This window comes from Lentzea sp. NPDC092896 (assembly GCF_044754905.1).
In the GTDB taxonomy this organism is placed as follows: Bacteria; Actinomycetota; Actinomycetes; order Mycobacteriales; family Pseudonocardiaceae; genus Lentzea.
Window position 1 is genome coordinate 58464 of record NZ_JBIVPX010000012.1, and the last position, 10946, is coordinate 69409.

Below are 10946 nucleotides of genomic sequence, written 5' to 3' on the forward strand. Positions count from 1 at the left end.
TACGCTGTGAAGTCACTTCGTCACAGCGTGCAGGGGGCCGGCGTCGTTGATGATCATTGGTCCAGGGGTGCGGCCGGCGTGGGTGCGGGTGTCCGCACCGCGCGTCGAAGGGATCAGGACGCGGCTGGCGCTGACAGGCCTGTCCCTCATCGGTGTGGCGCTGGTGTTCGGGATCGTGCTCGTCGCTGTCGGGCTGACCCTGCCGTCCTCCCACAGCCCGATCAACGTGATCGGCGTGATGACGGCCGGGATCGGGGCGTTCTGGGGGATCTTGTCCGGCGTGGGCCTCGCGACGGCCCGGTCCTGCGCTCGGGGTGAGTTCGTCGACGTGAACGGGGCTCGGCTGGTCCGGCGGTTGCTCGGCGTGTGGTGGGCCGGCGCGATCTTCTGCGCGATGTTCGCGTGGTTCTGCGAGGTGATGGCCCTGAGCAACGCGGAGCGGCCGGTGCCGTTCACCGTCGGATCCGTGGTGTACCTCGCGGTGCTGGGCCTGCTCGTCGTGCTGGGCGGGGTCGCGTTCTTCACCGCGCGCAAGGTGTTGCGGGTCGGCTGAGGCAACAATCCCGGGCGTTCTCGCGTGTAAGAGGCGTGATGGGGGAGCAGATCAGGAAGCGCGGCCTCGTGCAGGCCGCGGTGGGTGTGGCGCTGCTCGCCTGGGTGGTGGTGACCGCGGCGGTGGTCGACGTCGGGAACCCGCAGGTCCTCCTGGGTGCGGCGGTGACCGGCGGGCTGGTGTGCCTGTGCGCGGTGGCGGGTGGTGCGGTGGCGACGCGGATCACCGACGCGCCTTCGGCCGTTCGGTTGCGGCACGTGTTCGTCGTGCTCGAAGGGGCCGCGTTGTCGCTGCTCTTCCCGTTCTACTGGTTCGGGCTCGGCCTCGAGCCGGCGGACGGGTCCGGGTACTTCCTCGTGGGGTTCGTGTTCGTGATCGTGCTCGCGATACCGGTGGTCACCGCGCTGGCGTTCGTGGTGCTGGGCAGCCGGGCCGTGCACATGGTCGTCGTCGACGCCTTCGGGCCGATCGTGCCGGACTCCGAGGCCGAGGCGTCTGCCCAGCGGATCAGGGCGCTCGGCACCGTGCTCGTCACGGCGGGTGTCGCGTTGTCGGCCGGGGTGCTGGCGGTGATGTTCACGGCGCCGCCGCACTGGCTGGTGCTGGAGGTCCCCGGCCTGCTGGTGACGCTCACGCCGGTGCTGCTCGGCGTGTTCCTGGCGCGCGTGCGGGACGTCTACTCGGCTCGGCGGAGGAACATCGCCGCGTACTTCATCCTTCCGGGCGCCTGCGGGTACGCGGTGGCCAAGGTCGGATCCATCGGTGGCGCTTCGGGGATTCTGATCGGCGGGCTGATCTTCGGCGCGGTCGTGCTCCTGGCGATCGCGCTTCTCGCGGTGCGCGAGTTCACCGGAGCGTGGGACCGGCCGTGGCGGGAGAGCCGGAAGCTCAGCTCTTGACGCCGAGCTTCGCGAGGACGGCCGTGGTGACGGCGTTGATCGACTGCCTCGCCGTGGTCCAGGAACCGGTCGGGTTCGTGGTGAGCACGGCGACGGCGTAGCGGTCGTCGAGCACGCCCGCGCTGTGCAGGTAGACCTCGCTCGGCAGGTAGTACATCCAGCCCTGCTTGGCGTAGGCGCCGGTGACGCCGAGCAGCCCGAACGCCTGGTCGAAGCCGTCGGCGGCGGTGGCGGGCGCCTTCGACAGCGCGCCGACGATCGCGTCGCGCTCCGGCGAGTCGAGGATGTGCTGGTAGAGCCGCACCATGTCGTTCGCGGTGATGACGACCTCTCCCCACTGCGACGGGTCGTCCGGGGCGTGGGTGCCGGTCAGGCCCGCTTCGGCGGCGACGCGGCCGATGGCGTCCATGCCGTCGAACCGGGTCCACAGCACGTCCATGGCGTTGTCGTCGCTCGCGCTCAGCGCCCGGTCGACGAGGTCGACGTCGTCGGCCGACAGCTGCTGGTGCAACGCGTCGAACGCGAGGATGAGCTTCGCCAGCGACGCCGAGTAGAACGGCTTGTCACCCTGCTCCGAGACGACCTGGTCCGTCTGGAGGTCCAGCACCGCGACGCCGACGTCGGACGCGCCGCCCGCTGCCGCGATATCCGATATGTCAGCCGCTGATATGTCGGATATCGCCGACGACGTGCTGGTATCCGATATATCGGCGTCGCCGGGATCCAGCGAGCCGTCACCGGTGTCCAAGACATCGGGGCCGCGCGATATGTCAGCTGACGGCTTCCCGTGCGCTTGGCACGGCGCAGCCTCCGGGACGACGAACACGGCCGCCACGAGGAAGAGGATCAGAGCCCAGCGCACACTTCCAAGGTCCGTCTCACAGGAGCCTGGTGTCGAGCTTTTCCTCCTGTGCGGTTGCTGAAGAATCCTCCCTGACCACCACGTATGCGCCGGAACCCTGCCGTTCCGTCACCGCCTCGACGAGCTCGGTGCCCCGGTAGAGCAGGCCGACGCCGTCGTCGGTGCAGTACGTCGTCGGCAGCACTCCGGCGGCCACCGCGTCGTGGATCTTCGGGCGGCGCTGCTCCTCGGAGTCGTAGTGCACGCCGTTGCCGTAGGGCAGGAAGCCCAGGCCGTTCGTGACGATCCGGAGGTCCGGGCCGAACGAGTCCGTCGCGCCGCCGGTGTGCCAGCAGATCGAGCCCGCGGACACGCCGCTGAGCACCACGCCCGCCTCCCACGCCTTGCGGAAGACCTCGCCGAGGCCGTGCACCTCCCACACCGCGAGGAGGTTCGCCACCGAGCCGCCGCCCACCCAGACGACGTCGTGGGACAGCACGTAGTCCTCGAGGTCGTCGGTCGGCGGCATCGTGAAGAGGTTCAGGATCGACACGTCGACGCCCGCGACCTTGCCCGCCTCGGCCATGTTCGCGTTCATGTTCCGCTGATCGCCGCCCGCGGTGCCGACGTGGCACAGGCGCGGTGTGCGGCCGTCGACGCCGGAGAGGTCGAGGGCGAAGTGGATCAGCTTGTTGAACTCGACGAGGGTCCGGCGCCCTGAGCGCAGACCTCCGGACGTGGCGAGGATGGTGGGCTGCTCAGCAGGCATGACGATGATCCTCGCAGGGGCGTCAACGCGGCACCCGCGCGGTCTGGGAGCATGCATGGTGTGCGGACCACGCCCCTCAAGCCCTTCGCCCGGATTCGCCGGATCGTGTTGCGCCTCGTGTTCGGGGCGCTGGTCATCGGCGTGCTCGTGGGCGGCGGCACGGCGTTCCGCGTGTGGCAGGTCGCCCGCGTCGACGACTGGACGAAGGCCGACATGGCGATCGTCCTCGGTGCCGCGCAGTACAACGGCGTCCCGTCCGACGTGCTCGCGGCACGCCTGGAGCACGCGCTCGGCCTCTACCAGGAGGGCGTCGTCGGCTACATCGCCACGACCGGCGGCAGGCAGCCGGGTGACAACTTCACCGAGGGCCAGGTCGGCAAGTTGTGGCTGGTCAAGCGGGGTGTGCCGGAGGACAGGGTGCTCCAGGTCGGCGAGGGAGCGGACACGCTCGGGTCGCTGCGGGCCGTCGCGTCCGTCGCCAGGGAACGCGACCTGAAGACCGCCGTGATCGTCAGCGACCCGTGGCACTCGCTGCGCGCTCGCACGATGGCCGAGGACGCCGGTCTGCACGCCTGGACGTCGCCGACCCGCAGCGGTCCGAACGTGCAGACGCGCGAGACGCAGTGGTTCTACATCAAGCGCGAGACCGGAGCCTTGCTGTACTACCGCCTGATGAAGGCTCACGCGGGCGTGTTCGACGAGCTCAAGCTCCCTAAAATCGGCTGATGGGATACACCGGCCACGACGCGGAGCGCCTGCTCTCCGAAGACCCCAAGAGCGCCGCGCTGCCGGGCGCCCGCACCGACACCCGCACGCCGTTCTCCCGCGACCGGGCCCGTGTGCTGCACTCCGCGGCGTTGCGCAGGCTCGCCGGCAAGACCCAGGTCGTCGGCCCTGGTGAGGGTTCCGAGGTCACCGGTGTGCCGCGCACGCGCCTGACGCACTCGCTGGAGGTCGCGCAGATCGGCCGCGGCATCGGTGAGGAACTGGGCTGCGACCCCGACATCGTCGACACGGCCGGCCTCGCGCACGACATCGGGCATCCGCCGTTCGGACACAACGGCGAGAGGGCGTTGAACGAGCTCGCGGGCCCGTGCGGCGGGTTCGAGGGCAACGCGCAGACGTTCCGCATCCTCGCGCGCCTCGAACCCAAGACCGCGCACGGACTGAACCTCACGCGGGCCGTGCTCGACGCGTCGACGAAATACCCGTGGACGCGCACGCCGGGCATCGTGAAGTTCGGCGCGTACGACGACGACCTCGAAGTGTTCGAGTGGATGCGTGTGGGCGCTCCGGACCGTGAGCGGTGCATCGAGGCGCAGGTGATGGACTGGTCCGACGACGTGGCGTACTCGGTGCACGACGTCGAGGACGGCGTGCTGGCCCACCGCATCAGCCTCGGCGCGCTGGCCCGTCCCGACGAACGCGGCGCCATCGCGTCGCTCGCCGCGAAGACGTTCTCCGACGAGTCCGTGGCCACGCTCGAAGCCACCGCCGAGGACCTGCTGACGCTGCCGGTGATCGCGTACTGGACCGACCGCGAGTACGACGGCTCGCTCGGCGCGCAGGTGGCGTTGAAGAACCTCACCAGCGAACTGGTCGGCCGATTCGCCTCCGCCGCCGTCACCGCGACCCGGGCCGTGCACGGCGACGGGGCGCTGACGAGGTACAACGCCGCGCTGGAGGTCCCGAAGCAGGTCGCGGCGGAGGTGGCGCTGCTCAAGGCGATGGCCGTCCGGTACGTGATGAGCGACCCGGCGCGCCTGGCCATGCAGGCGAAGCAGCGCGACCTGATCACCGACCTCGTCGCCCGCCTGATGGAGCGCCCGACGCTGCTCGACCCCGCTTTCCGCCCGGTGTTCGCGGCCGCTTCCTCTTACCCCGCAAGGCTTCGCGTCGTCATCGACCAGGTCGCGTTGCTCACCGACGCGCAGGCCGTGGCCTGGCACCGCGCATCGGCGTAGGTTCGAAGGGATCCGTGCCGAAGTCCGATCCTCGGGGAGATTCCGTGACCGACCAGGCCGACTTCGCTCTCAACCTGCACCGCGTCGCCGTACCCGATCCGTCCTCGAACGCGTGCTGGTCGCCGTTTTCGGTGGCCAGCGCCCTCGCACTGGCCCGTGAGGCCGCCGGCAGCGAGACCCGCGCCGAACTCGGCGGGCTCCTGGGCGACTTCGACGCCTCCGACGCGCTCGACGTCCCCGAACTGGCCGTCGCGAACACGCTGTGGGCCGACGACGACCTGACGATCGACCCGGGCTTCTCGCTCGCCGGTTCGGTGCGGCGCACGGCGTTCTCCGACCCCGCGACGGTCCGCAAACTCGTCAACACCGACGTCGCCGAGACCACCCGCGGCCTGATCCCCGAACTGCTGACGGACGCGCCGCCCGCGGACGCCGCCGCGATCATCGTCAACGCCCTGTACCTCAAGGTCGGCTGGCTGAACCCGTTCTCCGACTGGGAGACCGCCGCGCAGCCGTTCCACGCGCCCGGCGGCGACGTGGACGTGCCGACGATGAAGGTGACCGAGAAGTTCCGCTACGCCCACCACGACGGCTGGCAGACGATCGTGCTGCCCGCGGACTCCGGCGTCGAGACGGTGATCCTGCTGCCGGACGAGTCGCTGGACCAGCCGCTGAACCCGTCCGTGCTCGCCGCGCAGAACTTCACCCGGCTCGAACTCTCACTGCCCAAAGTGGACGTACGGGCGAGGTTCAACCTCAAGAACACGTTGCGGCAGCTCGGAGTCGAGCGCATGTTCGCGCGCGACGCCGACTTCTCCGGCCTCTCACCGGACGAGCGGATGTTCGTCGACGACGTCGTGCACGAGGCCGTGCTGCGCCTGGACGAGCAGGGCCTCGAGGGCGCGGCGGCCACCGCTGTCACGTTCCGGACGGTGTCGATCGAGATCCCGGTGGACCCGGTCGTGGTGACGGTCGACCGGCCGTTCCTGGTCGCGGTGCGGCACGCCCGTTCGAAGGCGATCTACTTCCTCGCGCAGGTCGCCCGCCCGTGACCGATCAGACGACCTTCGCGCTGGACCTGCACCGCGTCGCCGTGCCCGATCCCGCCTCGAACGCGTGCTGGTCGCCGTTCTCCGTGGCCAGTGCGCTCGCACTGGTCCGCGAGGCAGCCCACGGCAGGACCCGGGACGAGCTCGACCGGTTGATCGCCGGCTTCGACCCCGAGGACGCGCTCGACGTCGAGGACCTGGCGGTCGCGAACACGTTGTGGGCCGACGACACCCTGCCGCTGAACCCCGGTTTCTCGCTGGCGTCCTCCGTCCGGCAGGCGGACTTCGCCGACGCCAAGACCGTGCGCAAGCGGGTGAACGCCGAAGTCGCCGAGTCGACCCGCAACCTGATCCCGGAGCTGCTCCCGCCTCCGACCCGCCCGTACGACGGGGCGATCATCGTCAACGCCCTCTATCTCAAGGCCGGGTGGAAGACCGCGTTCAGCGCCGGCAAGACGAAGCCGAGGCTGTTCCACGCTCCTGGTGGCGACGTCGAGGTGCCGACGATGAAGGTGACGGCCTCCCTCGGCTACTCCAGGGCCGAGGGCTGGCAGACGATCGCGTTGCCCGCCCGTTCGGGAGTGGAGGCGCTGGTGCTGCTGCCGGACGAGTCGCTGGAGCAGCCGCTGCACGCCTCCGCGTTCGAGGTGCGCGACAGCACCGCCATCGCGCTGTCACTGCCCAAAGTGGACGTTCGGGAGACGTTCGAGCTGCGGGAGACGTTGGAACAGCTCGGTGTGGGCACGATGTTCTCGCCGGGCGCAGACCTGGGCGGGCTCTCGCCGGACCCGCTGTTCGTGAGTGCCGTGATCCACGAGGCCGTGCTGCGCCTCGACGAACAGGGCCTGGAGGGTGCTGCCGCGACCGCCGTGGTGAAGAGCAGGGGCACTTCACCGAGAAAACCGGTGGACCCGATCGCCGTGCAGGTGGACCGGCCGTTCCTGGTCGCGGTGCGGCACGCCCGTTCGAAGGCGATCTACTTCCTCGCGCAAATCGCTCGTCCGTGACCACTTTCGGGGCCCATTCGCCCTGATGGCGAGCGTTTCGCGCGGCGAGATCATGATCATGGCTTTACCGTTCCACGCATGACCCAGCACGGTGCCGGCGAGCAGCTCGTCGTGCTCGCCGCGGCGGGCGCCACCCAGATCACCTGCTTCAGCGGCGTCACCGTTCCCGTCCTGCTCAGAACCGAGTGCTACGCGAAGGCGCTGGCCAGGGCGCTGGGCCTCGCGCCGACGCCGGAGCTGCAGCGCGACGGCGTGTTGCCGCAGTGCGTGTTCTTCATCCACGAGTACGCGCTGCAGACGGTGGTCGGCGGCAACCGGCTGATGGAGGACCAGGTCCTGCACCTGCTGTTCCACGCGCCGTCGATCCGGATCGTGCCGGCCAGCGCGGGCGGGGCGGCGGCGGTCGGGCTCGACTACGCGCTCATCCAGTACGAGCACGAGCCGCCGCTGGTCTACCTCGCGAACTGGACGCTCGCCAGTGACGCCGCGACCGTGGAACGGGCCGTGGCCATCTTTCAGCGCATGCACGCCGTCGCTCTCGACAACGAGCGGTCGCGTGACGTGCTCATGGAATATGTGGCCGTCTACGACCGCTAGGGGGTGTTGCGGCGCAGGAACAGCCGCATGCCGTCCTCGCCGGGCAGCGCGCACAGCAGCAGTTTGACGTTCTGGTGTCGCACCGGGACCGCACACGAGTCGCCTGCCAGCAATGTTCCCGCGAGCAGGCCGGCCGACTCGTGGTCGATGTCCAGCACGAAGTCGTTGCTCATGGATGGACCCTATGAGCTGGCCGCCTCGCAACCCAGTCACCCAAAGGTGTTGTCACGTTCCGGCGAGCTGCCTCGTCCACAGGGCATGACGAGGATCAAGGGAATCACGAAGAAGGACGCCGGCCCGCTGCTCAAGGCCGTGTACTGGTTCGCGCGGCGTGAGTTCGGGGCGGTGCCGGAGCCCGTCACGGTGATGGCGCACCACCCGAAACTGCTGATGGCGAGCGGCCGGCACGAGCTGGCGGTCAAGAAGGCGATCCACGGGCCGTTGTTCGAGCTCTGCGTCTACCGGACGGCGGTGAAGCTCGGCTGCTCGTGGTGCGTGGACTTCGGCGCGATGCTGATGAAGCACGGAGGCCTCGACGTCGAACGCCTCAAGCACATCGACGAGTACGCCACCTCGCCGCTGTTCACCGACCTCGAACGCAAGGCGCTCGCCTACGCCGACGCGATGACCGACACACCCGTCGCCGTCACCGACGAGCAGGTGGCGGAACTGGAGAAGCTGCTGGGGCGCAAGGAACTCATCGCGCTGACCTACCAGATCGCGCTGGAGAACCAGCGCGCTCGGTTCAACAGCGCGTTCGACATCAAGGACCAGGGCTTCACCAGTGGTGACGCCTGCCGCGTACCGACAAACTAGAGCGGTGGAGAAGATCGCCCTGACGGGTGCGCAGGAGACCATGCTCGCCACTCTGTACGGCCGGGCGCTCGACAGCGAGCGCCCCGCGTCCGTGCTGCACGACGACGAGGCCAAACGCGCTGTCGACCGCATCGACTACGACTTCGGCAAGACCGGGATGAACACGACGTCGGCGGTCGGTGTTGCCATCCGGGGGCGGGTGCTCGACGACTGGACCCGCGAGTTCCTCCGCGCCAATCCGTCCTGCACGGTGCTGCATCTGGCCTGTGGGCTGGACACTCGCGCGCATCGGATCGAACGGCCGGACACCGTGCGGTGGATCGACGTCGACATGCCGGACGTCGTCGCGTTGCGGCACAAGCTCTTGCCCACGCCCCAAGGCGACTACCGGCTGGTGGCGTCGTCGGTGACCGAGGACGCGTGGCTCGCCGAGGTGCCCGCCGACCGCCCGGTCGTCGCGGTGTTCGAGGGCCTCTCGATGTACCTCACGCAGGCGGAGGGGCATGCGCTGATCAGCAGGATCACCAACCGGTTCGCCGGTGGTGAGCTGCTGTTCGACGTGTACGGCTCGTGGGGCATCAAGCTGCAGAAGCTCGTGCCGGCCGTGCGCAACGCCGGCGCGGTCCTGCACTGGGGCGTCGACGATCCGAGCGAGATCGAGGCCCTGCGTCCCGGACTGACCACAGTGGACGCCTGGCGCAGCGTGGACCTGCCGCACCTGGACGCGTTGCCCAGGTCCGGCAGGATCCAGATGAAGGTCGTCAGCGCGATCCCGAAGCTCCGCGACGTCGGGAAGCTGCTGCGACTGCGGTGGTAGGGATCAGCTGTCGATGACGAAGTCGAACTTGGCGGTGTAGCGGTTGCCGACGAGCGGACCGAGCTCGACCTCGCACTCGCGGTCGAGGTAGGCGTCGCGCCGGTTCAGGTAGGCCACGTTCATCCCGTACGCCCTGAGGTTGTCCGGGAAGAACAGCTGCGTGGTGAGGATCGGGCCGCCCCGCGCCTGCACCTTGACGTGGATGTGCGGGGTGCGGCCGGGATAGTCCTTCGGCACGATCGTCTCCAGCACGTACGCGCCGGAGGCGTTGCTGAACTGGTGGCCGCGCATCTTGAACGTGGTGTTGTCGTACACGCCGCGGTCGTCCGCCTGCCAGAAGTCCAGCAGTGCGTTGGGAATCGGCGCGCACTTCATCGTGTAGACGAACCCGGTGATGCTGAGCACGATCCCGGTGACGCCGGGCGTGCGCAGGTTCGTGCGCTGCGGGGAGTTCCGCTTGAAGTAGGGACCCTCGATGTTCGACGGCGTGTCGTCGTCATCGACGCAGGTCGGGGTCAGGGGGAGAGGCGCGCTGCGCGCCGTGGTGGTGCCGGCGGCGGTCAGTGCGACCACTGCGGCCGCACCGGTCGCCAGGAACGCCCGGCGTGAGGGGTTGTCTTGTTCGGGCATGTTCGAACTCCGGTGGTTGCAACCCGCGGCAGGGGGCTTGGGCTGGACCAGCGGACAGGACGTTAGCGACGAAACGATCCCGGCTCCAGTTACGGTCCAGACCAAAACCCCGTCAGAACGCGACGTGGGTGAGCTTGTCCGGGTTCGCGATGTCGTAGACGGCCACGACCTTGCCCTCGTGCACGGTGAACGACGTCACACGCGCCGTCACGTCGCCGTACGCCGGCATCGCGAAGCCGAGTTCGCCGTTGACGAACACCGGCCGGTGCTCCTCCGGGAAGCCGTACTTGCGGATGAGACCGAAGAAGAAGCGCGCCACCTTGTCCGCGCCGGTGACCGTCTGGACCGCGGTGCGCACCTTGCCACCGCCGTCGCCGATCATCACGGCGTCCGGGTGCAGCAGTGCGAGCACGGCGTCGAGGTCCCCGTTCGCCATGGCCCGCAGGAACTTCTCCAGCACCTCCTGCTGCTCGGCCAGCGCCGCGCGGGGCGGCGGTTCGGCGTCCGCGACGGCCTTGCGGGCACGGGACGCGTGCTGGCGAGCGGAGGCCTCCGAGACCTGCAACACCTCGGCGATCTCGGTGAACGGCAACGAGAACGCGTCGTGCAGCACGAACGCCACCCGCTGGTCCGGGGTGAGCCGGTCGAGCAGCACCAGCGCAGCCATCCGCACGCCGTCGGAGCGCACCACGCTCTCCAGCGGGTCGTCCTCGGCGCCGGTCGTGAGCAACGGCTCCGGCAGCCACGAGCCGACGTACGTCTCGCGGCGCACGGCGGCGGACCGCAGCCGGTCGAGGCAGATGCGGCTCACCACGGTCGTGAGCCAGCCGCGTGCGTCCTGCACACCCTCGGCCTTCGCGAACCGCGGCCACGCCTCCTGCACGGCGTCCTCGGCGTCGGCGAGGCTGCCGGTCAGCCGGTAGGCGACGCCGATGAGGTGCGTCCGATGGAGTCCGAAGACGTCAGCGGTGGTCACAGTTGGCAGTTTGCCAGGGGATTAGACT

14 protein-coding genes are annotated in these 10946 nt (G+C 69.4%); 9 read left to right on the top strand and 5 right to left on the bottom strand.

Going from position 1 to position 10946, the window contains the following annotated elements; all coding sequences use genetic code 11:
• Nucleotides 1-49 precede the first annotated feature (49 nt).
• Nucleotides 50-553, top strand: a complete 504-nt coding sequence (locus tag ACIQF0_RS41175) for a hypothetical protein (protein WP_401039293.1) — start codon at nt 50-52, stop codon at nt 551-553.
• Between the two features lie 38 nt (nt 554-591).
• On the top strand, nt 592-1452 hold the full coding sequence (locus tag ACIQF0_RS41180) for a hypothetical protein (RefSeq protein ID WP_401039295.1): 861 nt from the start codon (nt 592-594) through the stop codon (nt 1450-1452).
• Here ACIQF0_RS41180 and ACIQF0_RS41185 read toward each other — a convergent pair.
• Together ACIQF0_RS41185 and ACIQF0_RS41190 are read right to left on the bottom strand one after the other, a co-directional pair.
• Complete coding sequence (locus ACIQF0_RS41185; protein WP_401039298.1) at nt 1442-2314, bottom strand: serine hydrolase; 873 nt, start codon at nt 2312-2314, stop codon at nt 1442-1444. The genes ACIQF0_RS41180 and ACIQF0_RS41185 overlap by 11 nt on opposite strands.
• A 16-nt stretch (nt 2315-2330) precedes the next feature.
• Entirely contained in the window at nt 2331-3062 is a 732-nt protein-coding gene (locus ACIQF0_RS41190) for a Type 1 glutamine amidotransferase-like domain-containing protein (RefSeq protein ID WP_401039301.1), read from the bottom strand.
• Between the two features lie 60 nt (nt 3063-3122).
• Between ACIQF0_RS41190 and ACIQF0_RS41195 the strand changes: the two genes are divergently transcribed.
• The 5 genes from ACIQF0_RS41195 (at nt 3123) to ACIQF0_RS41215 (ending at nt 7679) form a co-directional block, all read left to right on the top strand.
• Nucleotides 3123-3788, top strand: coding sequence for a YdcF family protein (locus ACIQF0_RS41195; protein WP_401039302.1), 666 nt, complete (start codon nt 3123-3125; stop codon nt 3786-3788).
• Entirely contained in the window at nt 3788-5026 is a 1239-nt protein-coding gene (locus tag ACIQF0_RS41200) for a deoxyguanosinetriphosphate triphosphohydrolase (RefSeq protein ID WP_401039305.1), read from the top strand. The genes ACIQF0_RS41195 and ACIQF0_RS41200 overlap by 1 nt, the downstream gene beginning before the upstream one ends.
• Nucleotides 5027-5070: 44 nt before the next feature.
• Nucleotides 5071-6078: a serpin family protein gene (locus ACIQF0_RS41205; protein WP_401039308.1), complete on the top strand. Its 1008-nt coding sequence runs from the start codon at nt 5071-5073 to the stop codon at nt 6076-6078.
• A complete protein-coding gene (locus ACIQF0_RS41210; RefSeq protein WP_401039311.1) occupies nt 6075-7082 on the top strand; it encodes a serpin family protein in 1008 nt (335 codons plus the stop codon). Before ACIQF0_RS41205 ends, ACIQF0_RS41210 begins: the two co-directional genes overlap by 4 nt.
• 78 nt (nt 7083-7160) lie before the next feature.
• The gene (locus tag ACIQF0_RS41215; protein WP_401039314.1) at nt 7161-7679 is read left to right on the top strand and encodes a Scr1 family TA system antitoxin-like transcriptional regulator; all 519 of its coding nucleotides are present in this window, start codon (nt 7161-7163) and stop codon (nt 7677-7679) included.
• Here ACIQF0_RS41215 and ACIQF0_RS41220 read toward each other — a convergent pair.
• Nucleotides 7676-7852, bottom strand: coding sequence for a hypothetical protein (locus ACIQF0_RS41220; RefSeq protein ID WP_157512840.1), 177 nt, complete (start codon nt 7850-7852; stop codon nt 7676-7678). The genes ACIQF0_RS41215 and ACIQF0_RS41220 overlap by 4 nt on opposite strands.
• Nucleotides 7853-7937: 85 nt before the next feature.
• Here ACIQF0_RS41220 and ACIQF0_RS41225 point away from each other — a divergent pair, with 85 nt between their 5' ends.
• Nucleotides 7938-8495, top strand: coding sequence for a carboxymuconolactone decarboxylase family protein (locus tag ACIQF0_RS41225; protein ID WP_401039657.1), 558 nt, complete (start codon nt 7938-7940; stop codon nt 8493-8495).
• Nucleotides 8496-8499: 4 nt separating this feature from the next.
• Nucleotides 8500-9312, top strand: a complete 813-nt coding sequence (locus ACIQF0_RS41230) for a class I SAM-dependent methyltransferase (protein WP_401039318.1) — start codon at nt 8500-8502, stop codon at nt 9310-9312.
• Between the two features lie 3 nt (nt 9313-9315).
• Here ACIQF0_RS41230 and ACIQF0_RS41235 read toward each other — a convergent pair whose 3' ends face one another.
• Together ACIQF0_RS41235 and ACIQF0_RS41240 are read right to left on the bottom strand one after the other, a co-directional pair.
• Nucleotides 9316-9942, bottom strand: coding sequence for a dioxygenase (locus ACIQF0_RS41235; RefSeq protein WP_401039321.1), 627 nt, complete (start codon nt 9940-9942; stop codon nt 9316-9318).
• 112 nt (nt 9943-10054) lie between these two features.
• Nucleotides 10055-10927, bottom strand: a complete 873-nt coding sequence (locus tag ACIQF0_RS41240) for a sigma-70 family RNA polymerase sigma factor (protein ID WP_401039660.1) — start codon at nt 10925-10927, stop codon at nt 10055-10057.
• Nucleotides 10928-10946 lie beyond the last annotated feature (19 nt).

Excerpts from the sequence above, each read along its gene's own strand:
- ACIQF0_RS41180 (WP_401039295.1), top strand. The coding sequence starts at position 592 with ATGGGGGAGCAGATCAGGAAGCGCGGCCTCGTGCAGGCCGCGGTGGGT.
- ACIQF0_RS41175 (WP_401039293.1), top strand. The coding sequence starts at position 50 with ATGATCATTGGTCCAGGGGTGCGGCCGGCGTGGGTGCGGGTGTCCGCA.
- ACIQF0_RS41235 (WP_401039321.1), bottom strand. The coding sequence starts at position 9,942 with ATGCCCGAACAAGACAACCCCTCACGCCGGGCGTTCCTGGCGACCGGT.
- ACIQF0_RS41190 (WP_401039301.1), bottom strand. The coding sequence starts at position 3,062 with ATGCCTGCTGAGCAGCCCACCATCCTCGCCACGTCCGGAGGTCTGCGC.
- ACIQF0_RS41215 (WP_401039314.1), top strand. The coding sequence starts at position 7,161 with ATGACCCAGCACGGTGCCGGCGAGCAGCTCGTCGTGCTCGCCGCGGCG.
- ACIQF0_RS41200 (WP_401039305.1), top strand. The coding sequence starts at position 3,788 with ATGGGATACACCGGCCACGACGCGGAGCGCCTGCTCTCCGAAGACCCC.
- ACIQF0_RS41225 (WP_401039657.1), top strand. The coding sequence starts at position 7,938 with ATGACGAGGATCAAGGGAATCACGAAGAAGGACGCCGGCCCGCTGCTC.
- ACIQF0_RS41220 (WP_157512840.1), bottom strand. The coding sequence starts at position 7,852 with ATGAGCAACGACTTCGTGCTGGACATCGACCACGAGTCGGCCGGCCTG.